General features: G+C 72.6%; 23 protein-coding genes. 8 read left to right on the top strand and 15 right to left on the bottom strand.

What is annotated here, in order from left to right; all coding sequences use genetic code 11:
• The first annotated feature begins 92 nt into the window (after positions 1–92).
• Complete coding sequence (locus EKH77_RS18610) at positions 93–1,262, top strand: acyltransferase family protein (RefSeq protein ID WP_126915465.1); 1,170 nt, start codon at positions 93–95, stop codon at positions 1,260–1,262.
• Positions 1,263–1,272: 10 nt separating this feature from the next.
• Here EKH77_RS18610 and EKH77_RS18605 read toward each other — a convergent pair whose 3' ends face one another.
• From EKH77_RS18605 to EKH77_RS18590, 4 genes are all read right to left on the bottom strand, one after another.
• Positions 1,273–1,680: a PPOX class F420-dependent oxidoreductase gene (locus EKH77_RS18605; RefSeq protein WP_126915464.1), complete on the bottom strand. Its 408-nt coding sequence runs from the start codon at positions 1,678–1,680 to the stop codon at positions 1,273–1,275.
• Positions 1,681–1,796: 116 nt separating this feature from the next.
• Positions 1,797–2,294: a 2-C-methyl-D-erythritol 2,4-cyclodiphosphate synthase gene (ispF, locus tag EKH77_RS18600; protein ID WP_126915463.1), complete on the bottom strand. Its 498-nt coding sequence runs from the start codon at positions 2,292–2,294 to the stop codon at positions 1,797–1,799.
• The gene (gene ispD / locus EKH77_RS18595; RefSeq protein ID WP_126915462.1) at positions 2,284–3,060 is read right to left on the bottom strand and encodes a 2-C-methyl-D-erythritol 4-phosphate cytidylyltransferase; all 777 of its coding nucleotides are present in this window, start codon (positions 3,058–3,060) and stop codon (positions 2,284–2,286) included. Before ispD ends, ispF begins: the two co-directional genes overlap by 11 nt.
• A gap of 266 nt (positions 3,061–3,326) precedes the next feature.
• Positions 3,327–3,809, bottom strand: coding sequence for a CarD family transcriptional regulator (locus EKH77_RS18590; RefSeq protein ID WP_009716930.1), 483 nt, complete (start codon positions 3,807–3,809; stop codon positions 3,327–3,329).
• Positions 3,810–4,391: 582 nt separating this feature from the next.
• Between EKH77_RS18590 and EKH77_RS18580 the strand changes: the two genes are divergently transcribed.
• Complete coding sequence (locus EKH77_RS18580; RefSeq protein ID WP_126915461.1) at positions 4,392–5,099, top strand: DUF461 domain-containing protein; 708 nt, start codon at positions 4,392–4,394, stop codon at positions 5,097–5,099.
• 196 nt (positions 5,100–5,295) lie between these two features.
• Here EKH77_RS18580 and EKH77_RS18575 read toward each other — a convergent pair whose 3' ends face one another.
• Both EKH77_RS18575 and EKH77_RS18570 read right to left on the bottom strand, forming a co-directional pair.
• Positions 5,296–5,976: a response regulator transcription factor gene (locus EKH77_RS18575; protein WP_015035162.1), complete on the bottom strand. Its 681-nt coding sequence runs from the start codon at positions 5,974–5,976 to the stop codon at positions 5,296–5,298.
• Between the two features lie 64 nt (positions 5,977–6,040).
• A complete protein-coding gene (locus tag EKH77_RS18570; RefSeq protein ID WP_240667412.1) occupies positions 6,041–7,309 on the bottom strand; it encodes a sensor histidine kinase in 1,269 nt (422 codons plus the stop codon).
• 197 nt (positions 7,310–7,506) lie between these two features.
• Here EKH77_RS18570 and phoU point away from each other — a divergent pair, with 197 nt between their 5' ends.
• Positions 7,507–8,199, top strand: coding sequence for a phosphate signaling complex protein PhoU (gene phoU, locus EKH77_RS18565; protein WP_126915460.1), 693 nt, complete (start codon positions 7,507–7,509; stop codon positions 8,197–8,199).
• Positions 8,200–8,513: 314 nt separating this feature from the next.
• On the opposite strand, the gene EKH77_RS18560 is transcribed toward phoU, so the two are convergent.
• Complete coding sequence (locus tag EKH77_RS18560) at positions 8,514–9,275, bottom strand: phosphoglyceromutase (protein WP_126915459.1); 762 nt, start codon at positions 9,273–9,275, stop codon at positions 8,514–8,516.
• Positions 9,276–9,412: 137 nt separating this feature from the next.
• Between EKH77_RS18560 and EKH77_RS18555 the strand changes: the two genes are divergently transcribed.
• Positions 9,413–10,681 carry an MDR family MFS transporter gene (locus EKH77_RS18555; protein ID WP_126915458.1) on the top strand — a complete coding sequence of 423 codons (1,269 nt, stop codon included), beginning with the start codon at positions 9,413–9,415 and terminating at the stop codon, positions 10,679–10,681.
• A 19-nt stretch (positions 10,682–10,700) separates the two neighbouring features.
• Here EKH77_RS18555 and EKH77_RS18550 read toward each other — a convergent pair whose 3' ends face one another.
• Entirely contained in the window at positions 10,701–11,216 is a 516-nt protein-coding gene (locus EKH77_RS18550) for a YbjN domain-containing protein (RefSeq protein ID WP_126915457.1), read from the bottom strand.
• Positions 11,217–11,371: 155 nt separating this feature from the next.
• Between EKH77_RS18550 and EKH77_RS18545 the strand changes: the two genes are divergently transcribed.
• Positions 11,372–12,772, top strand: coding sequence for an MFS transporter (locus EKH77_RS18545; RefSeq protein ID WP_126915456.1), 1,401 nt, complete (start codon positions 11,372–11,374; stop codon positions 12,770–12,772).
• Between the two features lie 48 nt (positions 12,773–12,820).
• Here EKH77_RS18545 and mshA read toward each other — a convergent pair whose 3' ends face one another.
• Both mshA and EKH77_RS18535 read right to left on the bottom strand, forming a co-directional pair.
• Positions 12,821–14,182 (bottom strand): D-inositol-3-phosphate glycosyltransferase, encoded by a 1,362-nt coding sequence (gene mshA, locus EKH77_RS18540; protein ID WP_240667411.1) that lies wholly within the window; start codon positions 14,180–14,182, stop codon positions 12,821–12,823.
• A 131-nt stretch (positions 14,183–14,313) separates the two neighbouring features.
• Positions 14,314–15,528 carry an MFS transporter gene (locus tag EKH77_RS18535; RefSeq protein WP_126915454.1) on the bottom strand — a complete coding sequence of 405 codons (1,215 nt, stop codon included), beginning with the start codon at positions 15,526–15,528 and terminating at the stop codon, positions 14,314–14,316.
• Between the two features lie 76 nt (positions 15,529–15,604).
• Between EKH77_RS18535 and EKH77_RS18530 the strand changes: the two genes are divergently transcribed.
• Positions 15,605–16,318, top strand: coding sequence for a FadR/GntR family transcriptional regulator (locus EKH77_RS18530; protein ID WP_126915453.1), 714 nt, complete (start codon positions 15,605–15,607; stop codon positions 16,316–16,318).
• Positions 16,311–17,111: a class I SAM-dependent methyltransferase gene (locus EKH77_RS18525; protein WP_126915452.1), complete on the top strand. Its 801-nt coding sequence runs from the start codon at positions 16,311–16,313 to the stop codon at positions 17,109–17,111. The genes EKH77_RS18530 and EKH77_RS18525 overlap by 8 nt, the downstream gene beginning before the upstream one ends.
• 99 nt (positions 17,112–17,210) lie before the next feature.
• On the opposite strand, the gene EKH77_RS18520 is transcribed toward EKH77_RS18525, so the two are convergent.
• The 5 genes from EKH77_RS18520 to EKH77_RS18500 form a co-directional block, all read right to left on the bottom strand.
• Entirely contained in the window at positions 17,211–17,627 is a 417-nt protein-coding gene (locus EKH77_RS18520; RefSeq protein WP_126915451.1) for an NUDIX hydrolase, read from the bottom strand.
• Entirely contained in the window at positions 17,627–18,784 is a 1,158-nt protein-coding gene (locus EKH77_RS18515; protein WP_126915450.1) for a CHAD domain-containing protein, read from the bottom strand. The genes EKH77_RS18520 and EKH77_RS18515 overlap by 1 nt, the downstream gene beginning before the upstream one ends.
• Positions 18,726–20,990, bottom strand: a complete 2,265-nt coding sequence (locus EKH77_RS18510; protein WP_126915449.1) for an RNA degradosome polyphosphate kinase — start codon at positions 20,988–20,990, stop codon at positions 18,726–18,728. Before EKH77_RS18510 ends, EKH77_RS18515 begins: the two co-directional genes overlap by 59 nt.
• 206 nt (positions 20,991–21,196) lie before the next feature.
• Positions 21,197–22,126, bottom strand: coding sequence for a mycothiol synthase (gene mshD / locus EKH77_RS18505; protein ID WP_126915448.1), 930 nt, complete (start codon positions 22,124–22,126; stop codon positions 21,197–21,199).
• A 23-nt stretch (positions 22,127–22,149) separates the two neighbouring features.
• Positions 22,150–22,677, bottom strand: a complete 528-nt coding sequence (locus EKH77_RS18500) for a hypothetical protein (RefSeq protein ID WP_206279879.1) — start codon at positions 22,675–22,677, stop codon at positions 22,150–22,152.
• Positions 22,678–22,947: 270 nt separating this feature from the next.
• On the opposite strand from EKH77_RS18500, the gene EKH77_RS18495 reads away from it, so the two are divergent.
• Complete coding sequence (locus tag EKH77_RS18495) at positions 22,948–24,786, top strand: bifunctional metallophosphatase/5'-nucleotidase (protein WP_126915447.1); 1,839 nt, start codon at positions 22,948–22,950, stop codon at positions 24,784–24,786.
• Positions 24,787–24,892: the final 106 nt, after the last annotated feature.

The following is a 24,892-nucleotide window of genomic DNA, read 5'->3' as shown; positions in this document are numbered from 1 at the left end:
GACTTTCGGTCACCCGACGGGAACGCTCGGTGTGCCAGCATGCTGGGTGGCCCGTAAGCGCAGCGGGCCGACAGCCAACGGGAGAGGACGACATGCGTTTCGCCAGCGGCGGCGGAAACGATGGCGTCCGACCGGGTGGGCCTGGTCCCAGGCTCTGCATCCTGGACGGACTCCGTCTGCTCGCGGCCCTCATGGTCGTGCTGTACCACTACACGAGTCTGAACGGCGGCTGGAACCGCGACCCGCGTCTGCTGTTCCCGGGCATCGAGCCGATAACGCGCTACGGCTGGCTGGGCGTGGAGATCTTCTTCCTCATCAGCGGCTTCGTCATCTGCATGAGCGCCTGGGGCAGGTCGCTCGGCGACTTCGTGGTGTCCCGGGCCGCGCGGATCTACCCCGCCTACTGGGTGGCGATCCTGCTGACCGGCGGCGTGGTCCTGCTGTGGCCCGAGGTCCGCTCGGTGGCGGGCCCGGAGCAGGTGTTCACCAACCTGACCATGCTCCAGCAGGGACTCGGTGTCTGGGACGTGGACGGCGTCTACTGGACGCTCTTCGTGGAGCTGAAGTTCTACGTGCTCTTCGCCCTCGTCGTGGCCAGGGGCGTCACCTACCGCCGCTGCGTGATCTTCTGCGGCGTCTGGACCCTGGCCGCCGCCATCGCCCCGACGGCCGACAGCAAGCTGCTCACCCTGTGGGCGACGCCCATCGCGGCGCCGTACTTCGTCGCGGGCATCGCCTACTACCTGATGCACCGCTACCGGCCCACGGCCCTGCTCTGGGGCATCGTCGTCATCTCGTACCTGCTCGCCAACCACCAGGTGGCCAAGCGGGTGCACGACAACGCCAACCACCCGACCGCGCTCTTCCCCGCCCAGGCCATGGTCTTCGTGATCTTCGCCGTGATGGCGCTGGTGGCACTGGGCACCTTCGACCGGGTGCGGTGGCGCTGGCTGACCACGGCGGGCGCGCTCACCTACCCGATGTACCTGCTGCACCAGTACATCGGGATGACGATCATCTACGCCCTGCGCGAGGCCGTCCCCCCACTGCCGCTCGTCGCCGGGCTGATCACGGTGATGCTGGGCGCCGCCTGGCTCCTGCACCGCTACGTCGAGCGCCCGCTCGGCAGACGGCTGCGCGCGGCGCTCCGCGAGGGCATGGAGGACGTCCGCCACAGCGCGACGGCGCCCGCGCTCGACGGGCTGCCCCTGCTGAACGAGCCGCGGCGCTCCGACCGGGTGGGGGCCGTACGGCCGGACTGACCCGCCCGGCCTACAAGGAACCGACGACCTTGCGCGGCGTGATGCGGACCACGACGCGCTGGGCGTCGTCCTTGGCGGCCGGGTTGAAGTCGGCGTAGTCCTTGCCGGTGTACTTCCGCGACAGCTCGTCGATCAGCTCGTCACCGCCCTCGGTGGTGATGTCGGCGCTGCCGCGCACCTCGGCGTAGGTGTACGGCGCGTTGGGCGGGTTGACCAGGACGGTGACGCGGGGATCGCGGCGAAGATTGCGCTCCTTGCGACGCCCGACCGTCGTGGAGAACAGCAGATCGTCGCCGTCCCGCTTGACCCAGGTGACGGACAGCTGGGGGCTGCCGTCGGGCTGGACGGTGGCGACGGTGACGAAGGCGGGGTTGTCGTCGATGTACTTCTTGAGGTCCTCGGAGAGCACGACAGACACGGGTGGTCCTTCCGGGGGCGGGGGGTTGTCCGTGGTTCTTTCCCCTGCCCCGCCCCTTCCCGAAACCGGGGTTTTCGCCCCGGACCCCGAGGACAGCGCGCGGAGCGCGATCCGCGTCAGACGCGGTACACGAGCGCCGTCGCCAGGGCCGCCAAGCCCTCCGCCCGGCCGGTGAGGCCAAGACCGTCCGTCGTGGTCCCGGAGACGGCCACCGGCGCCCCCACCGCCGCCGAAAGAGCCGCCTGCGCCTCTTCCCGCCGCTTCCCGATCTTCGGCCGCACGCCGACCACCTGAATGGCGACGTTGCCGATCTCGAACCCCGCCGCGCGCACGATCCGCGCCGCCTCCGTCAGGAGCGTGACGCCGGACGCGCCCGACCACTCGGGCCGGTCCGTGCCGAAGTGGGCGCCGAGGTCACCGAGCCCGGCCGCGGAGAACAGGGCGTCGCACGCGGCGTGCGCGGCGACGTCGCCGTCGGAGTGACCCGCGAGCCCGTGGCTCGCGCCCTCCCACTTGAGGCCCGCGCACCACAGCTCGCGGCCCTCCTCGAAGGCGTGGACGTCCGTGCCGATGCCCACGAGGGGCAGCACCGGGCGAGGGGTCTCAGAATCCATCGTTGGCCCTCCTGCGGGCGAGTACGGCCTCGGCCAGGACGAGGTCCAGCGGCCGGGTCACCTTGAACGCCTCCTCGTGGCCGGGTACGACCACGACCGGCACGCCGAGCCGCTCCACGAGGCCGGCGTCGTCCGTGGCGCCCTCGCCCTCCACGGCGACCTTCTCGTGCGCCTCGACGAGCGTCGCCCGGTCGAAGCCCTGCGGCGTCTGCACGGCCCGCAGCAGCGCCCGCTCGGGCGTGCCCACCACGGGCTCCGGCTCCCCGGCACGCTCGCCGACGCGCGGCTCGACCTGCTTGACGGTGTCCGCGAGCGGCAACGCCGGCACGACGGCGGGCGCGCCGCCGCGGACGGCGGCGGCGACGGCGTCGACGGTGTCGACGGGCACCAGCGGGCGGGCGGCGTCGTGGACGAGGACGGTGGTGACGTCGGCGGGCAGGGCCGCGAGGCCCAGCCGGACGGACTCCTGGCGGGTCGCGCCGCCGGGGACGACCACGACGTCGGTGCGGGTGCTGTCGCGGTCGGCCAGCGGATGGGCGTCGAGGAGGTTGCGGACCTCGGCGGCACCGTCCGGCGGGGCGACGACGACGACGAGCGAGACCGCGCGGGAGGCCGCCATGGCCCGTACCGCGTGGACCAGCATGGGGGTGCCGCTCAGGGCCCGCAGGGCCTTGGGGGCGCCCGGTCCGAGCCGGACGCCGCGACCGGCGGCGGGAATGACGACGGCGGTGCGCGAAATGGTCTGAGAGCTGCCTCGATCAGACATTGCGTTGGCGTTCAGGTTTGCTTCCTCGGCCGAATTGGGTATGGCCTCAGCGTGCCGGGCACGATGCCCCGACCAGCCCCTTCCGTGACGACTGGTCGGGCCGGCTGCCCGGGCCCGGCACGCCAAGCGCGCGCTGCACAGCTTGTAAAAGCCGTAGAGCCGAAGACGCCGCAGCGCCCGCCGGATGACTGGGTCATCACGCGGGCACCGCGGCACTTCTATGAAGCCAGTTGCGGGGCACAGCCGCCGGCACCTGTGCTGTTACGTCAGGACGCGAGAACCTCGTCGAGCAGGGCCTCGGCCTTGTCCTCGTTGGTGCTCTCCGCGAGGGCGAGCTCGCTCACCAGGATCTGCCGCGCCTTGGCGAGCATGCGCTTCTCACCTGCGGAAAGACCGCGCTCACGCTCACGCCGCCACAGGTCGCGAACGACCTCGGCAACCTTGATCACGTCGCCGGACGCGAGCTTCTCGAGATTTGCCTTGTAGCGACGGGACCAGTTCGTCGGCTCTTCGGCGTACGGTGCGCGGAGCACCTCGAAGACCCGGTCAAGCCCGTCCTGGCCGACCACATCGCGAACGCCGACGAACTCGGCATTGTCCGCCGGCACCCGAACCGTCAGGTCACCCTGGGCGACCTTCAGCACCAAGTAGGTCTTGTCCACGCCTTTGATCTGGCGAGTTTCGATGGCCTCGATCAGCGCGGCCCCGTGATGGGGATAGACCACGGTGTCGCCAACCTTGAACGTCATGTGACAGGTACCCCTTCCGTGGCTATCCAGTCTAACACGGGAACTGTCCGTTCTGAATGGCGTTTCCGCAGGTCAGGGCATATCTCGGGGCTTGACAACAGCAACCGGAACGTGCTGCGGAGCCCTTCCGGAAGCAGGTATTCGCAGGTCGGAGCGGTTGTCCGGGTCAGGCGAAACGCCCACGTTACGCCTGTCGGACAGGCCCCGCGAGCGGCTGAACGTCCCGATTTGCCGGGCTCCGGTCGGCCGACTTCCGGTACTCCGTTCGGGGCGCGGAGCCCTTCCGGACTTCCCTTCCGGAATTGATCAAGTCGGACTTGATCAATTCCGGAAGGGCCTTCCCGGGGTCTCCCGCATTCATTGCCGATATTCACTCGCGTCACCCGGCCGGACGTTCCGCGGCGGCCGATCTTCCGGCCATGGTTGATATTCGGCCGTGGGGCCGCCACCGCGCCGAGTTGACCATGGGGGCGGGTCGGGTGCGGGCGCCCCTGGACGGCTCGGTAACCTAAGCCCGCTGACACAGACCCTTATCCCGTACGTACCTCGTACGTGAACCTCGTCCAAGGAGATGCCGCCGCCGTGAGCAGCAGCCTTCGACGCGGCGCTCTCGCCGCTTCCGCCCTCGTGGTCTCGGTCGCCTCGCTCTCCGCCTGCGCGGCGGGCAACAGCGCGCAGACGCTTGAGGTCAAGCCGGACAACGCCGCCACCTCGGTCGGCGACATCAAGCTCCAGAACGTCAATGTGATCACCCAGCAGGACCTCAAGGCCGGTGGCCCGGCGGTCGTCACGGGCAAGGTCTTCAACAACGGCCGCAAGGACCAGGAGCTGCGCTCGATCAAGCTCGCGGGCCTGGACGCGCCCGTGACGCTGGCCCCGGCGAAGGGCTCCGGCCCGGTCGTCGTGCCGGCGGGCGGCTCGATCGTCCTGGGCGGCAAGGACAACCCGTCGGCGGTGCTGCCGAAGGGGCGCGAGGGCCTGAAGGACGGCGCGACGCAGCGGCTGTCCTTCGACTTCAGCTCCACGGGTGAGGTGAAGATCGCCGCGTTCGTCGTCCCGGCGAAGAGCTTCTACAAGGACTGGGGCCCGCAGGCCCCCGCCACCCAGCCGAGCGGCACGCCGGGCGCCCCCTCGGGCGCGGCCTCGGCCCCGGCGGGCGGCGCCGCCTCGGCCCCGGCCGGCGCGGCCGAGGGCCAGCCGCAGGGCGCCGGCCACCAGGCCGGCACCAAGCCGGGCACCGGCACGGGCGCCTCGGCCACCCCGGGCGGCCAGCAGCACGCGGGCCACTGACCCACGCGAAGGGGCCCGGAAGCCACACAAGGCTTCCGGGCCCCTTTCGCATACCCGCCGGGTCTTGGGCCGGGGCCGGCTTACGGCTCGAGCACCCTTCTCGACGCGCCCCTCGCACCGCTCGGCCCCTGGGGGCCTCCCGGGCTTCGGGCCGCTGCGCCGGCCTCCGGCCGTCGGGCCTTGGGCCGGGGCCGGCTTACGGCTCGAACTTGTAGCCGAGACCCCGCACCGTGACCAGGTAGCGCGGCGCGCCCGGGTCGGGCTCGATCTTGGCGCGCAGGCGCTTGACGTGGACGTCGAGGGTCTTGGTGTCGCCCACGTAGTCCGCGCCCCAGACGCGGTCGATCAGCTGCATCCGGGTCAGGACGCGCCCGGCGTTGCGCAGCAGCATCTCCAGGAGGTCGAACTCCTTCAGCGGCAGATCGACCTTGCCGCCGGCGACGGTGACGACGTGCCGGTCGACGTCCATGCGCACCGGGCCCGCCTCCAGCGCGGCGGGGGTGACCTCCTCGGGCTCGCCGCGGCGCCGGAGCACGGCGCGGATGCGGGCGACGAGCTCGCGGGAGGAGAAGGGCTTGGTGACGTAGTCGTCGGCTCCTATCTCCAGGCCGACGACCTTGTCGATCTCGCTGTCCTTGGCGGTCACCATGATCACGGGCACGTTGGAGCGTCCGCGCAGCTGCCGGCAGACCTCGGTGCCGGGCAGGCCCGGCAGCATCAGGTCCAGCAGGACCAGGTCGGCGCCGTTGCGCTCGAACTCGTCCAGGCCGTCGGGCCCGGTGGCCGCGACGGCGACCTCGAAGCCCTCCTTGCGGAGCATGTAGGACAACGCGTCGCTGAAGGATTCTTCGTCCTCGACGACGAGCACTCGGGTCACGAGGCGGCCTCCGGTCGGTTCTCTGGGAAGTACGGGACGTACGGAGAGGGAGTGGCGCCGGGGGTCACGGCCGGACCCCCGGAAGGGGGAGGTGCCCGTCGGCGAAGGTCTCGCCGGCGGGCTCGTCTGCGGTGTCGCGCGTGTCGCCGGTGTCGCCCGGGCTCGGCCGCTCGCGGTCACGGGCCGCGCCCGCCTCGGGCAGGCGCAGCGTGAACGTGGAGCCCTGGCCCTCCGCGCTCCAGACGGTGACCTCGCCGCCGTGCGAGGCGGCCACGTGCTTGACGATGGACAGGCCGAGGCCGGTGCCGCCGGTGGCGCGGGAGCGGGCGGGGTCGACACGGTAGAAGCGTTCGAAGACGCGCTCGCGGTCCTTCTCGGAGATGCCGATGCCCTGGTCGGTGACGGCGATCTCGATCAGGTCGCCGCCGGGGGCGGCGACGCGGCGGGCGGCGATGCCGACGCGGGTGCGGGCGGGGCTGTAGTTGACCGCGTTCTCCACGAGGTTGCCGAGGGCGGCGGCGAGCTGGCCCCGGTTGCCCCAGACGTGGAGCTCGGCGGTGCCTCCGGTGGCCATGGTGATCTGCTTGCTGGCGGCGCTCTGGCGGCAGCGGTCCACAGCCTCGGCGACGAGCTCGTCCACCCGGACGGGCTCGGAGTCCTCGAGCGGGTCGTCGTACTGCACCCGGGAGAGGTCGATGAGCTCCTGGACCAGGTTGGTCAGCCGGGTGGCCTCTATCTGCATGCGGCCGGCGAAGCGGGTGACCGCCTCGGGGTCGTCGGAGGCGTCCATGACGGCTTCGGAGAGCAGGGAGAGCGCGCCGACGGGCGTCTTGAGCTCGTGGCTGACGTTGGCGACGAAGTCACGGCGGACGGCTTCGATGCGGCGGGCCTCGGTGAGGTCCTCCACCAGCAGGAGGACGAGCCGGGAGCCGAGCGGCGCGACTCTGGCCGACACGGCGAGCGCGTCGCCGCGCCCGGTGCCGCGCCGGGGGAGGTCGAGCTCGACCTGGCGTATCTCGCCGTCCCGGCGGGTGTCGCGGGCCATCTGGAGCATGGGCTCGACGGCGAGCTTGCCGCCGCGCACCAGCCCGAGGGCGTAGGCGGCGGAGCTGGCCTTCACTACGGCGTCGGCCTCGTCGAGGACGACGGCGGAGGAGCGCAGTACGGAGAGGACGGTGTCGACGCCGGGCGGCAGCACAGCGTCGGTGTGGAGGGAGCTACGGGTGGGACGGGCCTGGTCGCGCTCGCTCCAGCGGAACGCCAGCATGGCGATCACGCCGGTGCACACTCCGGCGATCGCCGCCGCTGCGGCGACGGCCGCGTCCAGGTTCATGAGTCCAGGTTATGCGGGTGCGCCGACACAGCTACAGCCAAATGGGGGGCGCCTCGAACACCCGTTGCCAAGAGTTCACCTTCAGGCCAGCACCGGTTCATTCCGGTGGCCGCCTGCCGTCGCGTTCCGGCCGGAACGTGGAGGTCACGGCCGGACCACCGGCCCCGGCACCACCGAGGTTGAGAGAAGGACGGGACATGCGGGACGCGTACCACGAGGAGCTCGATTCGATCGGCGAGGGCCTCGTCGAGATGGCCCGGCTGGTCGGCTCCGCGATCGGGCGCGCCACCACGGCGATCCTGGACGCGGATCTCAAGCTGGCGGAGTCGGTGATCGCGGCGGACGCCAAGGTCGACGACCTTCAGCGCGACCTGGAGGCCCGGGCGATCGCCCTGCTGGCGCGGCAGCAGCCGGTCGCCACGGACCTGCGGATCGTCGTCACGTCGCTGCGCATGAGCGCGGACCTGGAGCGCTCCGGCGACCTCGCGCAGCACGTGGCCAAGCTGGCCCGGCTGCGCTTCCCGGAGACGGCGGTCCCCCGGGACCTCCACTCGACGATCCTGGAGATGGGCCAGCTCGCCCAGCGGCTGATGGCCAAGGCGGCCGAGGTGATCATCACCAAGGACGTGGACCTCGCGCTCCAGCTGGAGCAGGACGACGACGCCATGGACCTGCTGCACCGCACGCTGTTCCAGCACCTGATGGACGACCGCTGGCGGCACGGCATCGAGACGGCCGTCGACGTGACCCTGCTGGGCCGCTACTACGAGCGCTTCGCCGACCACGCGGTGTCGGTGGCCAAGCGCGTGGTCTACCTGGTGACCGGCGAGCACGCGGACGAGATCACCCAGTCCGGCGGCACCACCCAGGGCACGACCGAAACGGACTGACCCCCCGCACGCCCCGGCGCCCCCTCCGTGCGCCTGTACGCCCCCACTTGGTCCGTACATACGTACGTGGGGAGCATTGACGGTCGCTTCGGCCGGTCCTTGACTGGGTGGAGGCAGACACCCCTTCGAGGGAGGAGACCGAATGAGCGGCTGTCAGTGTGGTCCTGGGTGCTCGTGCGGCTGCCAGAACGGCGGCTCGTGCCAGTGCGGCGGAAGCTGCAGCTGACGACTCCACGCACGTCACTCACCTGTGGAGAAGGGCCCCCGCCCCCAGCCCTCGGCTGCGGGCGGGGGCCCTGTCACGTTCCGCTTCGTTACTTCTTCTTGCCCTGGTTCTTCACGGCCTCGATGGCGGCCTTGGCGGCCTCCGGGTCGAGGTACGTGCCGCCGGGGACGACCGGGCGGAAGTCGGCGTCGAGCTCGTAGGCGAGCGGGATGCCGGTGGGGATGTTCAGGCCCGCGATGTCGGCGTCGGAGATGCCGTCGAGGTGCTTGACCAGGGCGCGCAGCGAGTTGCCGTGCGCGGCGACGAGAACGGTGCGGCCGGCGAGCAGGTCCGGGACGATGCCGTCGTACCAGTACGGCAGCATGCGCGTGACGACGTCCTTGAGGCACTCGGTGCGCGGGCGCAGCTCGCTCGGGATCGAGGCGTAGCGCGGGTCGTCGCTCTGCGAGAACTCGGAGCCGTCCTCGAGGGCCGGCGGCGGGGTGTCGTAGGAACGACGCCAGAGCATGAACTGTTCCTCGCCGAACTCGGCCAGGGTCTGGGCCTTGTCCTTGCCCTGGAGGGCGCCGTAGTGGCGCTCGTTCAGCCGCCAGGAGCGGTGGACCGGGATCCAGTGGCGGTCGGCGGCCTCCAGCGCGAGCTGCGCGGTGCGGATCGCGCGCTTCTGGAGGGACGTGTGGACCACGTCCGGGAGCAGGCCGGCGTCCTTGAGGAGCTCACCGCCCCGGACCGCCTCCTTCTCGCCCTTCTCGTTGAGGTTGACGTCCACCCAGCCGGTGAACAGGTTCTTCGCGTTCCATTCGCTCTCGCCGTGGCGGAGGAGGATCAGCTTGTACGGTGCGTCGGCCATGCCCTTGAGCGTAATCGACCGTGCGAGCGCCCCGCGCCCGGGACGATTGACGCCGATCGTCAATTGGATGGCGTGGACACGATCAGATGCGTAAGGTGCGGAGGGCTTAGGACCACTTACTTTCGGGGGGCGCGGAAATGGCGATCGCGAGTATCGGGAGGGCCGCGAGGCAGAGCGTCTCGGGGCTGCCCCGGGCGTTCTGGTGGCTGTGGACGTCGACCCTGATCAACCGGATGGGCGCCTTCGTCGCCACGTTCCTGGCGCTCTACCTGACCGTCGACCGGGGCTACTCCGCCTCGTACGCCGGTCTCGTCGCCGCGCTGCACGGGCTCGGCCAGGTCGTCTCCTCCCTCGGCGCCGGTGTGATGACCGACCGGCTCGGCCGGCGTCCCACGCTGCTGATCGCCCAGGTGTCCACCGCCGCCACCGTGGCGCTGCTCGGCTTCGTCCAGCAGCCCGCCGCGATCGCGGCCGTCGCCTTCCTGGTGGGCGTGGCCAGCAACGCCTCCCGCCCGGCCGTGCAGGCGATGATGGCCGACATCGTCGCCCCCGAGGACCGCGTCCGCGCCTTCGCGCTCAACTACTGGGCCATCAACCTGGGCTTCGCGTTCTCCTCGCTCGCGGCCGGTGCCATCGCCCAGTACAGCTATCTGATCGGCTTCCTCGGCGAGGCCGTCCTGACGCTCGCCTGCGCGGTCCTGGTCTTCCTCAAGCTCCCCGAGACCCGTCCCGAGCCGGTTGCCGGCGGGGACGGTGCGTCCGGCGAGCCCCCGGTCGGGCTGGGGACGGTGCTGCGCGACCGTCGCTTCATGGGCGTCGTCGGGCTGTCGTTCCTGATGGCCCTGATCTTCATGCAGCACTCGGTGGCCCTGCCGGTCGCCATGGGCGAGGCCGGCTTCTCCAGCGCCGACTACGGCATGGTCATCGCCGTCAACGGCGTCCTGATCGTCGCCCTCCAGATCCCCGTGACCCGCTTCATCGAGCATCGCGACCCCCAGCGGCTGCTCGTGATCTCCGCCCTGCTGGCCGGCTACGGCTTCGGGCTCACCGCCTTCGCGGGCTCGCTGGGCGTGTACGCGCTGACCATCTGCGTCTGGACCCTGGCGGAGATCGTGAACTCGCCGACGCAGATGGGGCTCGTCGTGCGGCTCTCCCCCGTCCAGGGGCGCGGGCGCTACCAGGGCGTCTACACGCTGTCGTGGTCCCTCGCCGCGCTGATCGCCCCGCTGGCGGGTGGCTACGTGATCGACGAGTTCGGGGCGGCTGTGCTGTGGGCGGGGTGCGCGGTCGTCGGCACGGTGGCGGCCGCGGGGTACTGGCTGCTGATGCGGGGGCTCCCCACGGAGAGCGCCGTCGGCGCGGCGAAGCCGGCCGCCAAGGTCGAGACCGAAGCGGCGTCGGCCTGACGCCCGGTGGGGCGGCGCGCTACGGCGTCGGTTCGTCGCGCGTCAGGCGCGTGAACGCGTCGAGGTTGCGCGTCGACTCGCCGCGCGCCGTGCGCCACGCGTACTCCTTGCGGATCGCGCTGGCGAAACCCATCTCCAGCAGCGTGTTGAAGCTGCCGTCCGCGTGTTCCAGGACCTGCCCCAGGATGCGGTCGACCTCCTCCGGCGTCACCGCCGCCAGCGGCAGCCGCCCGACGAGGTAGACGTCCCCGAGCCGGTCGACGGCGTACGCGAGGCCGTAGAGCTTGGTGTTGCGCTCCAGCAGCCAGCGGTGCACGGCGGCGTGGTTCTCGTCGGGGCACCGGACGACGAAGGCGTTGACGGACAGCGAGTGGTTGCCGACGACCAGGGAGACGGTCGTCGACAGCTTGCGCGTGCCGGGGAGTTTGACGACGTACGTGCCGTCGGAGCCGGCCGGGCTCTCCCATTCGAGGCCCGCGTCCCGGAGCGCGTGCTCGATGGTGGTCTTCGCGTCGGTGGTCTTCGCATCGGACATGAGCCGAGCGTAGGCGACGCCCCGGGGCCCGGCGCGGGGCGGGCGTACCGACCCCGCCGGGAGGCGACGGAAACCCGGCCCCGGCCACCGGCACCTGTTGCGGTTTCGGCAAAAAAGTTAGGGCGATGTTGCCACCCGGCCCGAGCATGTCGCCCATGACCACGACATCCCCGGCCCCCTCGGCCGCCCCACCCGTACTGAGCGCGCGCAGGCGCTGGACCGTGCTCGTCGTCTGCGCGCTGAGCATGTTCCTCGTCGGCCTGGACACCACGATCGTGAACGTGGGCCTGCCCGAGATCGGACGCGGCCTGGGCGTGGGGACGCGCGCCCTGGAGTGGGTCGTCGACGCCTACACCGTGGTCCTGGCCGCCCTCCTCATCGCGTCCGGCGCGCTCGCGGACCGGTTCGGGCGGCGGCGCGTGTTCCAGGCCGGGCTGGGCGTCTTCGGGGTGGCGTCGCTCGCGTGCGCGGTGGCGCCGTCGCTCGGGTTCCTCGTGGTGGCACGGGCCGTTCAGGGGGTGGGGGCCTCGATGCTGAGTCCCGTTGCGCTGGCGATCGTGGTGAACGCGATGCCGGACCCCCGGGAGCGGGCCCGGGCGATCGGTGTGTGGGCGGCGGTCTTCGGGCTGAGCATGGCGGCGGGGCCGGTCGCGGGCGGGGGGCTCATCGCGGCGTTCGGCTGGCGGTCGGTGTTCTGGGTCAACGGGCCGGTCGTCGTCGCCGCGCTCGTCCTGGTCGCGGTGTTCGTACCGGAGTCCCGGGGCGAGCGGGCCCGGCGGCTCGATCTGCCCGGGCAGGCGCTGCTCACTGCCGCCCTGGGACTGTCGGTCGGCGTGCTCATCGAAGGTCCCCGCATCGGCTGGGCGTCGCCCCTGGCGCTGGCCGGCTACGCCCTGATCGTCGTCACGGCGGCCGGGTTCGTACGGGTCGAACTGCGGCAGTCCGAGCCCCTGATGGAGCTCGGGCTCTTCCGGCGGCCGCCCTTCGCCATGGCGGCGCTCGGCGCCGTGGCGGTGTTCGTCGCGCTGAACGTGACCCTGCTGCTCACCACGTTCCACCTCCAGCACGCCCGCGGCTGGACGCCGCTCGCGGCGGGCACGGCCGCCCTGCCCCTGGCGCTCGGGGCCACCGTGTGCGCGCCGTGGTCCGGCGCGCTGGTGGGGCGGGCCGGCCCGCGACGGCCGCTCGTCCTCGCGGGCGGATTCCTCACCGCCGGCGGGCTGTGCGTGGTGGGACTCGGCCGGGACACGAGCGTCCTGCCGATCCTGCTCGCGTATCTGCTCATCGGCATCGGGTTCGGCTTCGCCAACGCGCCGATCACCAACACCGCCGTCGGCGGGCTGCCGCCGTCCCGTGCCGGGGTGGCCGGGGCGATCACCTCCACCGCGCGGCAGGTCGGTTCGGCGGTCGGGATCGCGATCGCGGGGGGCCTGGTCACGGGCGTCGGACCCGCCGGTCTCGCCGGGGCGTCCCGGCCCGGATGGCTGCTCGTGACGGCCTGCGGGCTGTTCCTCTTCGCCGTGGCGCGGGCCTCCCGGCCGACGTCACGAGCCTGACGCCACGAGGCTGAGGTCACGAGCCTGACGTCACGAGTTCGAGGAATGTCAGACGTGGGCCGACCGCGAGCGGCGTCGGCGCTCCGCGATCGCGGCGGTGTAGACATCCGCCGTGGCGGCGGCGGCCGCGCCCCAGCCGAAGGAGCGGGCGTGGTCGGCGGCGGCCGCGCCCATCCGGTCGGCCAGCCCGGCGTCGTCGGCGAAGCGGGCGAGCGCGGTGGCGTAGTCGGCCGGGTCGTGGCCGTCGACGAGGAAGCCGCTGACCCCGTCCCGCACCGCCACGGGCAGGCCGCCGACCGCCGCCGCGACGACGGGCGTGGCGCAGGCCTGGGCCTCGACGGCGACGAGCCCGAAGGACTCGCTGTACGAGGGCATGACCAGCACGGACGCGGCCCGGTACCAGTCGGCGAGGCGGTCCTGGCCGACGGGCGGGCGGAAGCGGACGACGTCGGCGACGCCCAGGCGGGCCGCCAGCTTCTGGAGGCCCTCGGGCTTGGCGAGGCCGCTGCCGCTGGGGCCGCCCACCACGGGGACGACGATGCGCGAGCGCAGCTCCGGGCGCCGGTCCAGCAGCACCGCGACAGCGCGCAGCAGCACGTCCGGGGCCTTGAGGGGCTGGATGCGTCCGGCGAAGAGCGGTATCAGGGCGTCGGCGGGCAGGTCCAGCCGCTCCCGGGCGGCGGCCCGGCCGCCCGCCGGGCGGAAGCGGTCGAGGTTGACGCCGGGGTGGACGACGGCGACCCGCTCCGGATCGGCGTCGTAGTGGTGGACGAGCTCGTCGGCCTCGCCGCGGGTGTTGGCGATGAGCCGGTCGGCGGCGCGGACGATCTGGGTCTCGCCGATGACGCGGGCGGCGGGCTCGGGGGTGTCACCGGCGGCGAGCGCGGCGTTCTTGACCTTGGCCATGGTGTGCATGGCGTGGACGAGCGGGACGCCCCAGCGCTCGGCGGCGAGCCAGCCGACGTGGCCGGAGAGCCAGTAGTGGGAATGGACGAGGTCGTAGTGGCCGGGGCGGTGACCGGCCCAGGCGCGCATGACGCCGTGGGTGAAGGCGCACAGCTGGGCGGGGAGCTCCTCCTTGGCCAGGCCCTCGTACGGGCCGGCGTCGATGTGCCGCACCAGGACGCCGGGGGCCAGCTCCACGGTGGGCGGGAGGGCGGCGGTGGTGGCGCGGGTGAAGATCTCCACCTCGATGTCGATCTCCGCGAGGCGTTTGGCGAGCTCGACGATGTAGACGTTCATGCCGCCCGCGTCGCCCGTGCCGGGCTGGTGGAGCGGGGAGGTGTGGACGCTGAGCATGGCCACGCGGCGCGGGCGCCGGGGGGCGCCGAGGCGCCGGAGCTGGGGCTTGGGGAAGTGGCCGAGCGTACGGCCACGGCGGGCGCCGAGCCGGGATGCGTACTGGCTCACCGTTTGTCCTCCGTCCGCCCGCTGAGGGACCGTCCCTGGGGCGTCCATCGCCTGTCCGACGGTGCAACACCGGACGGACCGGCTCCCATTTCCCCTTTACCAAACAGTGACGCAAAGCCCTGGTCAAATCGCTACGGCCGACCTCGCGTGAGGGCGATTCCGACCACCAGCTGAGCCGCCGCCGTCGCCAGCAGCAGGACCATGGGGGCCGTCCAGCCGCCGGTGGCGGTGTGCAGCAGGCCCACGGCGAGGGGGCCGAGCGCGGCCAGCAGATAGCCGAGGGACTGGGAGAGCGTGGACAGCGCCGTGGTCTGCGCCGGACCGCTGCCACTCCGCGCGATCACGGCGAGGACCAGCGGGAACGAGCACAGCCCCAGCCCCACCAGCACCGCCCACACCAGGGGCAGCGCCATGGGCGCCACCAGCAGTCCGGCGAAGCCCGCGAGCATCGCCGTCGATACGCCCGCGAACGCCCAGCGCAGCCCCGCCGGGCCCTTGGCCAGGGCCAGCACCGCGAAGGACACCGGTATGCCCACGGCCTGGGCGACCGCCAGCACGACGCCCGCCGCGCCCTCGGACATGCCGTGGCCGGACAGCAGCGAGGGCAGCCAGCCGGTGATGGCGTAGGCGTTGAGCGCCTGGAGGCCGAAGTAGGCGGTGACCAGCGCGCCGAGGCGGGTGCGGGCCATGGCCCAGGGCGAGATCCGCTCGCCCGGCGTCGGCGTCGGCGCGGGGGCGGCACCCGGCGTCCGTATGCCCGTCCGGGCGGCCCAAACACCCGCCGCCACCAGCGCGGGCAGCGCCCACACGGCGAGGCCCAGCGACGGCGAGCCCACGGCCCCGGCCACGGGGACGGCCACGGCGGAGGCGAGCGTGGCGCCCAGGGCGAGGGTGGTGGTGTAGAGGCCGGTGAGCAGGCCGACGCGCTCGGGGAAGTGGGTACGCACGAGCGTCGGCAGCAGGACGTTGCACAGCGCGAGCCCGGACATCCCCAGCACGGTGCCGGCGAGCAGCGCCCACGTGGCCGGTACCGCCCGCGCCGCCAGCCCGGCGGTCAGCGCGACGACGGCCGCGAGGACCGTGCGCTCCGCGCCGAGCCGACGGGCCAGGGCGCCCGTACCGGCGCCGGCGGCAGCGAAGCAGAGCGACGGCAGCGTGGGCAGCAGCGCCGCGACGAGCGGCGAGAAGCCGAGGTCGGCGCGGAGGGCGTCCAGGAGGGCGGCGGCACTGCTCATGCCGAGGCGGAGGTTGAGGGCGATGAGGAGTACGGCGACGGCGGTGAGGAGGCCGGTGCGAGTGCGGGTGGGCCTGGGGGTAGGGGTGGGCGTGGTCAGGGTGGCGGGCATGACATCAAACGTAAGACGTCCTACGTTTGATGTCCAACGTGTGATGTGCTCCGCGCCCAGCCGGTACCGTGGCCGCATGACCGCCGAACCCGCCGACCCCGCCCTCGAACCGGTGCGCCGCCCGGCGCTCTCCGACGAGGTCATCGAACGGATCCGGGCCCGGATCGCCTCCGGCGACTGGCCCGTCGGCAGCCGCATCCCGCCCGAACCCGAGCTGATGCGCCGGCTCCAGGTCGCGCGCGGCACCGTCCGCGAGGCCGTGCGCGCGCTCGCCCACACCGGGCTGCTGGAGGTGCGGCGCGGCGACGGCACGTACGTCAAGGCCAAGAGCGAGCTGTCCGGCGCGGTGACCCGCCTCTACGGCGGCAGCGACCTCGGCCAGCTCCTGGAGGTGCGCGAGGGGCTGGACGCGCAGGCCGCCCGCCTCGCCGCCGCGCGCGCCGAGGCCACCGCGCTCGACGCGCTCGCCGACGCGCTGCGACGGCGCACCGCCGCGTGGGAGGCCCGGGACTTCGACGCGTGGGTCACCGCCGACTGGGACTTCCACGCCGGTGTCGCCGACGCCTCCGGCAACGCGCTCCTCGCCGAGCTCTACCGCAACCTCGCCGGGCCGCTGCGGACGGCCATGGCCGAGGCCTGGTCCACGTCCGGCTTCCAGGGCGCGGACCCCGTCGGCCACGAGACCCTGCTGGCCGCGCTGCGCGACCGCGACCCCGCCGAGGCGGGGCGGCAGGCCGCCGCGAACGTCTCCGACACGCGGGCGTGGGACGAGGGCTCCCCACGTGGCTAGGCCCACCCGCCCCATCGGCTCCGCCACCCGCGGCACCACCAACCCCAACCGGCTCCGCCGCATGGACCGCTGGATCGCCGCCACCCACGCCCCCGCCCTGCGGCGCTCCGCCGACCCCGTCGCCGTCGACCTCGGCTACGGCGCCGCGCCGTGGACGGCCGTCGAGTTGCTCGGACGGCTGCGCACGGTGCGGGCGGACGCGGAGGTCGTGGGCATCGAGATCGACCCGGCGCGGGTCGCGGCGGCGAAGCCGTACGAACGCGACGGGCTGAGCTTCGCCCACGGGGGCTTCGAGGTGCCCCTGCCCGGGGGCACCGGGCGGCGGGCGCTGCTGATCCGCGCGGCGAATGTGCTGCGGCAGTACGACGAGGGTGAGGTCGCGGCCGTCTGGGAGCGGCTGTGCGGGCGGCTGGCGCCGGACGGGTTGCTCGTCGAGGGCACGTGCGACGAGATCGGGCGGCGGCATGTGTGGGTGGCGCTGGGGCCGGAGGGACCGCGCACCCTTACGTTCGCCGCTCGGCTCGGATCCTTGGGCACGCCCTCGGATCTCGCCGAGCGGCTGCCGAAGGCGCTGATCCACCGGAACGTTCCGGGGGAGGCGGTGCACGCGTTCCTGCGGGACTTCGACCGGGCGTGGGCGGGCTTTGCCCCGTACGGGGCGCTCAGTGCGCGGCAGCGGTGGATGCGGTGCGCGGATGCGTTGCGGGCGGACTGGCCGGTGGTGGACGGGCCGGTCCGTTGGCGGCAGGGCGAGCTGACGCTCCGGTGGGACGCGCTGGCGCCGGGTGGGTGAGAGGCCCCAACCCCGCCCTTTCACCGTTTCCTGGGGCTCCGCCCCAGACCCCGCGCCTCAAACGCCGGCGGGGCTGAATTACGCCCGGACGGGCTGGATTCAGCCGAGGCCCAGCGCAGCGCACAGCGCATCCACCAGCGGCCGGTCCCGCTCGTTGGTAAGGCGCGCCCGCGCCTCCCCCGGCGGGAGCCACAACAGCTGGTCCACTTCCCTATTCGGCTCGAAGAATCCCCCCGTCATCTCCGCCGACCAGTAGCGGACCTCCTTCGGCCGCCCGGCCGCGACGTAGCGGGACGTGGGCAGCCGTGCCCCCACCACGCAGTGCATGCCCGTCTCCTCCAGGACCTCCCGGATCGCGCCCAGCAGCGGGTCCTCGCCCCGCTTGAGCTTGCCTTTCGGCAGGGACCAATCGTCGTATTTCGGTCGGTGGACGAGCGCCAGCTCGACGCCCCCGGGCGCCCGGCGCCACAGGACGCACCCGGCGGCCCGCACCACGGCGGTCGCGGCCCGGCCCATCAGATCCGCTGCCAGATCCGGCCGAACATGAAGCGCGCCGCCTCCACCTCGTGCCGCTGGTCGGCGTGGAGGACGCCCAGGGCGTACGCCGTCGCCGGGGCGATGCGCGGGGTGCGGGCGGCCGAGGCCGCCGCGGCGGCGGCCTCGGCGGCGCCGCGGTGGCGGTCCAGGGCCTGGCCGGCGCTGAGCAGCCGCACCGACAGGGACGGTTCCGCTTCCGTCTGCCGCTGTTCGTCCAGGACCTCCTGGGCGTAGCGCCGCAGCCGGACCAGGCGGCGGACCTGGTGCCAGGGCGCGTCCTGGCGGGTCTCTGCGGGCGGGGCGTCGGCACTGGGTGTGGCGGCCAGGCCCCAGGTGAGGGCCTCGGAGTTGTACGGGAGGCCGGACATCGACAGGGGCAGCAGGTCGACCGCCTCGGTGAGCCGCCGCTGGATCTGCTCCGCCAGGCGGGTCAGGGCCTCGCCGGCGAGCACCTCGTGCGCGGCGGGGTCGAGCGGCACCTCGGAGGCGAGGACGGCGACCGAGTCGGCGACGGCGTGGAAGCGCGACGAGCCCAGGGCCTGGAGGGCCGCCGAGTGGGCGCGGGTCCGGGCCAGGGTCAGCTGGCGGTCCAGCAGGGCCCCGGCGCGCGCGGCGCCCACGGTCGGGGTGCCGTCCGTGCCGGACAGGCGGTGGAGCGCGCCGCGCAGCCGGGCCAGCCGGGCGGTGTGGGCGTGTTCGCGGCCCAGGACGTCCGAGAGCCACACCAGCTCGGTGCGGAGCTGGTCCGTCCAGGTGACGTCCGTGAGCGGCCGGTAGACGTGGAGCGCGCCGGCGACGCGGCGCGCGGAGCGCCGCAGCAGCCGGACGGCCTCGCCCGCGTCCTCCGCGTCGGAGCGGCTCTCGCCGTGCAGCCGCAGGCTGCGGAGGAAGTCGGTGGCCTGGGCGTGGAGGTAGCCGGAGAGGACGTCCCCGGCGGTCGCCGCCTCCAGGCCGTGGGGGCCGGGGGCGCCGCCGTCGAGCGCGGCCTGTCCTCCGGAAACGGATCGTTCCGTCGTCGTCACTTCGTACTCCCCGGGCGCGGGCGTCGGCGCCGGCGCGGTGACCGTAACCGGCGGGTCATGAGGTCGGTGAGCCACGCCGGCGCCTCCGGGCGTCGATGAGCATCTCCTGCACATTGCGCAGCGGCCGGCCGTCGGCGTCGGTGGCGTGCCGGGTCCAGTTGCCGTCGGGGCCCAGGTGCCAGGAGGCCGTGTGGTCGGAGACGCCGAGCTCCAGCAGGCGGCTGAGGGAGGCCCGGTGTCCGGGGTCGGTGACCCGGACGAGGGTCTCGATGCGGCGGTCGAGGTTGCGGTGCATCATGTCGGCGCTGCCGAGCCACACTTCGGGCTCGCCGCCGTTCCCGAAGGCGAAGACCCGGGAGTGTTCGAGGAACCGGCCGAGGATGCTGCGGACCCGGATGTGCTCCGAGAGGCCCACGACGCCCGGCCGCAGCGCGCAGATGCCGCGCACCCAGACGTCCACGGGCACCCCGGCGCGGGAGGCGCGGTACAGGGCGTCGATGACGGCCTCGTCCACCATCGAGTTGACCTTGACGCGGATGTACGCGGGCCGTCCGGCGCGGTGGTGGGCGACCTCCTTGTTGATCCGGGAGATCAGCCCGTCGCGCAGGGATCTGGGGGCGACGAGCAGCCGCCGGTAGGTCTCGCGCCGGGAGTAGCCGGAGAGGCGGTTGAAGAGGTCGGAGAGGTCGGCGCCGACCTGCGGGTCGGCGGTGAGCAGGCCGAAGTCCTCGTAGAGGCGGGCCGTCTTGGGGTGGTAGTTGCCGGTGCCCACGTGCGCGTAGCGGCGCAGGGTGTCGCCTTCCTGACGGACCACCAGCGACAGCTTGCAGTGGGTCTTCAGCCCCACCAGCCCGTAGACGACGTGGCAGCCGGCCTCCTCCAGTTTCCGGGCCCATTTGATGTTGGCCTGTTCGTCGAAGCGGGCCTTGATCTCGACGAGGACGAGGACCTGTTTGCCGGACTCGGCGGCGTCTATGAGCGCGTCGACGATCGGCGAGTCGCCGGAGGTCCGGTAGAGGGTCTGCTTGATGGCCAGGACGTCCGGGTCGGCGGCGGCCTGCTCCAGGAACGCCTGGACGGAGGTGGAGAAGGAGTCGTAGGGGTGGTGCAGCAGGACGTCGCGCTCCCGCAGCGCCGCGAAGATGTCGGGCGCGGAGGCGGACTCCACCTCGGCGAGGTCGCGGTGGGTGCCCGCGACGAACTTGGGGTACTTGTGCTCGGGCCGGTCCAGGGAGCCGATGGCGAAGAGCGCGGTGAGGTCGAGCGGGCCGGGCAGCGGATAGACCTCGGCGTCGCTGATCTTCAGCTCGCGGACGAGCAGGTCGAGGACGTACGGGTCGATGGTCTCCTCGACCTCCAGCCGTACGGGCGGGCCGAAGCGGCGCCGCATGAGCTCCTTCTCCAGGGCCTGGAGGAGGTTCTCCGCGTCGTCCTCCTCGACCTCCAGGTCCTCGTTGCGCGTCACCCGGAACATGTGGTGGGCGAGCACGTCCATGCCGGGGAAGAGCTCTTCCAGGTGGGCCGCTATGACGTCCTCCAGCGGGACGTACCGCTGCGGGGAGACCTCCAGGAAGCGCGGCAGCAGCGGGGGCACCTTCACGCGTGCGAAGTGGTCGTGGCCGCTCACGGGGTTGCGGACGACCACGGCGAGGTTGAGCGAGAGCCCCGAGATGTACGGGAAGGGGTGCGCGGGGTCGACGGCGAGCGGGGTGAGCACGGGGAAGATCTGCTGCCGGAAGAGGGTGAAGAGCCTGCCCTGCTCCTTCTCGGTCAGCTCGTTCCAGCGGATCAGGTGGATGCCCTGCTCGGCCAGCTCGGGGGCGACGTCCTGCTGGTAGCAGGCGGCGTGCCGGGCCATGAGCTCCCGGGAGCGGGTCCAGATCAGCTCCAGGACCTCGCGCGGCTGGAGCCCGGAGGCGGAGCGGGTGGCGACACCGGTGGCGATGCGGCGCTTGAGGCCGGCGACGCGGACCATGAAGAACTCGTCGAGATTGCCGGCGAAGATCGCCAGGAAGTTGGCGCGTTCCAGCAGGGGCGTGGCCGGATCCTCCGCCAGTTCCAGCACCCGCTCGTTGAAGGCGAGCCAGCTGCGCTCCCGGTCCAGGAAGCGGCCGTCGGGCAGCGGCTCGGCGTCCACGCGGCCGTCGCCCTCGTCGAGATCCTTGATCTCGTAATCCTTGACCTCGTACGTGCCGAGATCGGGCCCGATCCGGGGCACGCCCGCGACCACGGCGGCCTTCGGACGGTGGGCGGCGATGAAACCCACCGATTCGGGGGACTCGGCGTTGTCATGTGCCTGTGCGCCGGACGACTGGCTCATGTCTTCATTGTTCCGCGCCGGGGGCCGTCCGGGCGCGCCGGAGGGCGACGCGGGGGCGGCGCGGAGCCGTCGTTCGGGGGCGCGGGGCGCGGCGGGCTGCATTCGCCAAGGCTCGCAACCGAGGTTTAATCACGGGTAACGTGCACATGGCGTGAAGGGGTCCGCAGACCACAACCACCGCGCCTCCGCGCGGCTCGGCTACCGGCTCAGCTCTCGGTCCGGTACATCAGGTCCGTCTCGTGGGTCAGGAAGCCCAGTCGCTCGTAGACCCGTACGGCCGGGATGTTGTCGGCGTCCACGTAGAGCATCGCGGTCGGCAGGCCCTTGGCCGCCAGGTGCCGCAGGCCGATCGTGGTGAGCGCCTTGCCGAGGCCGCCGCCCTGGGTGCCGGGGCGGACGCCCAGCACGTACACCTCGCCGAGCTCCTCCGCCGCGTGGATCTTCGTCCAGTGGAAGCCGACGAGCTCCCCGCCGCGCTCGGCGAGGAAGAAGCCGTCCGGGTCGAACCAGTCCGCCGCCTTGCGGTCGTCGAGGTCGCGCTGGGTGAGCGAGCCCTGCTCGGGGTGATGGGCGAACGCCTCGGCGTTCACGGCGAGCCACGCCGCGTCGTCCTCGCCGGGCCGGAAGGCCCGTACGGTCACGTCCTCGGGCAGCACGGGGTCGGGGAGGTCGAGGCCGGCCAGCGGCCGGCGCATCTGCCGCAGCTCGCGGAAGAGGCTCAGCCCGAGCACCTGCGCGAGGTGCCGGGCGGCCGGGTGGCCGCCGTGCGCCCAGACCCGCAGCCGCTTGCCGGACTCGTGCAGCAGGGCGCTGCCGAGCGCCCGCCCGTGGCCGCGCCCCCGGGCGTCGGGGTGGACCACGAGCTCGCCCGCCGGGGCCTCCACGGGGTCGCTGTCCTCCAGCTGCCCGTAGCCGATGAGTTTCTTGTCCAAGTCGCGCAGCAGGACGTGCCGTACGCCCGCACGCCGCCCCTTGAGCTGAAGGCGCCCCTGCTCGGAGACGGCCGGCTGCCCGTCCGCGGCGGCGGCCTCGCCGATCAGCCGCAGCACGTCGTCCACCACGCCGGGCGCCAGCTCCGCCAGCACCTCGATCCGGCGCTGCCCGCTCACGTCCACGTCATTCACCACGTCGCTCATGGGGCGAGCCTACGACCTCCGGTTCAGTGACGGCTGTTGAGGAAGCCGATGACGGTCGCGCCCCACCAGCCGAGCTGGGAGACGAGCACACCGGCGGCGCGACGGGCGACGAGGGCGCGCCGGGAGACCGTGGCCAGAGCCCCGGACCCGGCCCCGGCCGACAGGGCGGTGAGGCGCGGCTGGAGGGTCCAGGCGTGGAGGCCGTTGAGGGCGACGACGAGGACGAGGCCGAGCTTGACGCGGGTGAGGAGGGCGCCGGGGTCGGGGTGGAGCAGCATCCCGCTGCCGACAAGTCCGGCCAGCCCCAGCCAGATCGGCGGGTGGACGGCGTCGGCCGCGCGGAGGACCTCCGCCAGGGGGCGTCTGCCCAGCAGCCAGAGCAGGCCGAGCCAGTCGACGGTCAGGACGGCGCCGAAGCCGACGATCAGGCAGGCCAGGTGGACGAAGAGCGCGACGTCGTGGAGGAGCGGATCGGCCCGGAGGTGGACGACGGTCCAGACGGCGGCCGCCCAGACGGCACAGACGCCCGTCGCGGCAGCGGAGACCAGCACGGATCTGGCGATCAGAGGGGTGGGAACGGGGGCGGAGCCGACCTGACGGCCATGTCCTGGTCAAGCGGCGTGTCCGCTTCGTCGCCATGCCGACGCCATGCCGACGCCAGGGAGGCCGCACCGAAGCGCTACCGATTCGTCACCTCGCCCCACCTGCCGCACTACGCGCGTTGACCGTAGGCTGCCGCCGACCGCATGTGACGCGATCTTCATGCGCGCCTCATGCACGCTTCACGCACGTCTTCTCGTCAATTGCACAAAGGGGAACAAATGCACGCGACGCCGCCACGGAAGCGCCTCGCAAGACGGCTGACCGCGACGGCGGCCGTACTGGCCGCCACCGCCGGTGTCCTCTCCACCGCCGCCCCCGCCGGGGCGGCGTCCGCGTCGTACAGCCACGGCCACGGTCACGGGCACGGCAACGGCCACGGCCGGACCGTGGACGTCCAGCTGCTGTCCTTCAATGACCTCCACGGCAACCTCGAGCCCCCGCAGGGCTCATCCGGCACGGTGACGGAGAACCAGGCCGACGGGACGAAGAAGGTCATACCCGCGGGCGGCGTGGAGTACCTGGCCAACTCGCTGCGCACGGCGCGCAAGGGCCACGACTACTCGATCACCGCCGCCGCCGGCGACATGATCGGCGCCAGCCCGCTGATGTCCGGCCTCTTCCACGACGAGCCCACCATCGAGGCGCTCAACAAGCTGAAGCTCGACGTCACCTCCGTGGGCAACCACGAGTTCGACGAGGGCCGCGCCGAGCTGACGCGCATGCAGAAGGGCGGCTGCCACCCGAAGGACGGCTGCTTCGAGAAGGGCAAGAAGTTCCAGGGCGCCGACTTCCCCTACCTCGCCGCGAACGTCGTCGACGAGAAGACCGGCAAGCCCATCCTCAAGCCCTACACGGTCTGGCAGCGCAAGGGCGTGAAGATCGGCTTCATCGGCGTCACGACCAAGCACACGCCGGACGTCGTCACGGCCGAGGGCGTCAAGGGACTGAAGTTCCTCGACGAGGTCGAGACGATCGACAAGTACGCCAAGGAGCTCGACCGCCAGGGTGTGAAGTCGATCGTCGCGCTGGTCCACGAGGGCGGCATGCCCGCCAACGGCTCGTACAACTTCGACTGCGACACCCCGGGCGCGGGCGCGGGCATCTCCGGCCCGATCGTCGACATCGCCAAGAAGGTCACGCCGAAGGTCGACGCCCTCGTCACCGGCCACACCCACCAGTCCTACGCCTGCACCATCCCCGACCCGTCCGGCGCCCCGCGCACGGTCACCTCGGCGGCCTCCTTCGGCCGGCTGTACACGGACACGACGCTCACGTACGACCGCCGGACCAAGGACATCGTCCGGACGACCGTCAAGAGCCCCCGTACCGGCAACCACGTGGTCAACCGCGACCAGCCCAAGGCCGCGGACATGACCGCGCTCATCAACCGCTGGAAGACCCTGGCGGCCCCGATCGCCAACAAGCCCGTCGGCTACATCTCCGCCGACATCAACGGCCGCGGCTCGGAGTCCCTGGAGCAGCCCCTCGGCGACCTCATCACCGACTCCCAGGTGGAGGCCCTGGCCCCGGCCGGCAAGGGCGGCGCGCAGATCGCCTTCATGAACCCCGGCGGCATCCGCTCCGACCTGGCCTACAAGGCCTCGGGCGGTGAGGGCGACGGCGTCGTGACGTACGGCGAGGCGTTCACGGTCCAGCCGTTCACCAACATGATGCAGACCAAGGACCTCACCGGCGCCCAGGTGCTCGCGGTCCTGCGGCAGCAGGTCAGCGGCGCCAACGAGGAGCAGCCGAAGATCCTTCAGGTCAGCAGCGCGCTGACCTACACGCTGGACCTGACGAAGAAGGGCGCGGACCGGATCGTCGCGTCGTCGGTGAAGGTGGGCGGCGCCCCGCTGGACGAGAAGAAGACCTACCGCGTCGCCGCGAATGAGTTCCTGATGGGCGGCGGTGACGGCTTCCCGGCCTTCAAGGACGGCACGAACAAGCTCGTCGGCCCGTCCGACCTGGACGTCTTCGTCGCCTACCTGACGGCCCACTCGTCGAAGGCGTCGCCGCTGGCGCCGCCGAAGGCGGACCGCATCACGATCGTGAAGTAAGCACGCGCCTTCTCCGTACGCCCTCGCGCCCCTTGGCGCGGGGGCGTACGCCGTGTCGGGGGTGGTGCGCGGTGGTAGGTCGTCCCGGACCCGCCCGCCTCACGAC

Origin of the sequence: Streptomyces luteoverticillatus, from assembly GCF_003970715.1 — a bacterium.
Classification (GTDB): Bacteria; Actinomycetota; Actinomycetes; order Streptomycetales; family Streptomycetaceae; genus Streptomyces; species Streptomyces abikoensis.
This window is presented reverse-complemented; position numbering and strand designations above follow the sequence as displayed.